The sequence below is a fragment of the Dietzia sp. DQ11-71 genome, from assembly GCF_014144995.1.
GTDB lineage: Bacteria > Actinomycetota > Actinomycetes > Mycobacteriales > Mycobacteriaceae > Dietzia > Dietzia kunjamensis.
On record NZ_JAALDT010000007.1, the window covers coordinates 1 to 1,475 of the forward strand.

Below are 1,475 nucleotides of genomic sequence, written 5' to 3' on the forward strand. Positions count from 1 at the left end.
GGCTCTTCGCATCTGAGCGTGGGTGAGGACGACACGCCGGTGAGGCGGTAGGGAGACGAGAGGGTCGAGGCCCTGAAGGATTGGAAGTACCACTACATCCGATCCTGAAAGGGCCTCGACCCATGTCTGAGCCTATCGGGTGCTGCCGGTCTGCCACCGGAACCGCACCTGCGCCCCGTTGTGTCCGCTGCGATCTTCTCGTCGGGCTCGACGACGTGTACGTCCTTGATGCGCGTCTGCGTGGCGAGCACCTGGAGGTGACCGTCGAATCCGAGCCGGGACCGGTCGGATGCCCGGACTGCGGCGCCGCCGGGGTGGGGCATGGACGGCAGGTGGTGCGTCTGGTCGACATCCCCGCGTTCGGCCGCCCCGTCACGATCATCTGGCGCAAACGCCGCTTCGTCTGCCCAGGCGGGGCGTGCGAACGTGTGACGTTCGTGGAGAACCTGCCTGGGCTTGCCTCGCCGCGGCATGCCACCACGGCCCGCGTCGTGGAGTGGGCAGTGGGACAGCTGCGCCGGGAGCACGCCACCGTCAGCGGACTGGCTCGTCAGCTCGGTACCGCGTGGCACACGGTGTGGACGCCGGTCAAGGCTGCATTGGAGGCGTTGGCCGATGATCCGGCCCGCTTCGACGGCGTCCGCACCCTCGGCGTCGATGAACACATCTGGCACCATGTCTCCCGGCGTAAGCGCGGCCCCAAGGAACTGACCGGGATGGTCGACCTCACCCGCGACGGGGACGGCAAAGTACAGGCCAGGCTGCTCGACCTCGTGCCAGGCCGCTCCGGGGTGGTGTTCGCAGACTGGCTCACCGCGCGGGGCAAGGGTTTCACCAGCGGCGTCGAGATCGCCGCGTTGGATCCGTTCCACGGCTACAAGCGAGCGATCGATGACGAACTCGAGGATGCCACCGCTGTTCTCGACGCTTTCCACGTGGTCAAGCTCGCCCTTGGCGCCGTGGACGAGGTCCGCCGGAGGTTGCAGCAGCAGATCTGCGGTCACCGCGGACGTAAAGGCGACCCGCTTTACGGGATCCGCACCATCATCCGCTGCGACCCCGACAGGCTCACCGAGCGCCAGTGGCGGCGGTTCGACGAGGCCCTGGCCGCCGACCCCCGACACGAGGAACTGTTCATCGCCTGGCAAGTCGCCCACGAACTCCGACAGGCCTACCACCACAAAGACCTGCCTGCCGGGCGCAGCGCTGCGGAGAAGGTACTCGCGACCTTGCCATCCTGCCCGATCCCGGAAATCGCCCGACTAGGACGAACGCTCCGCAAGTGGAAGGCCGCCTTCCTCGCGTACTGGACCACCGGCCGCTCCAACAACGGAGGAACCGAAGCGATCAATGGCCTCATCGAACTCCACCGGCGCCTGGCCCGCGGCTACCGCAACCGCGACAACTATCGCCTGCGGATGCTCCTCATCGCCGGCGGGCTACGGACCTGACCCCACGCTCAGATGCGAAGAGCC

General features: G+C 67.5%; 1 protein-coding gene. It reads left to right on the plus strand.

The window, feature by feature from the left end:
* Nucleotides 1–215: 215 nt before the first annotated feature.
* Complete coding sequence (locus G6023_RS00320) at nucleotides 216–1,451, plus strand: ISL3 family transposase (RefSeq protein ID WP_182611187.1); 1,236 nt, start codon at nucleotides 216–218, stop codon at nucleotides 1,449–1,451.
* Nucleotides 1,452–1,475 lie beyond the last annotated feature (24 nt).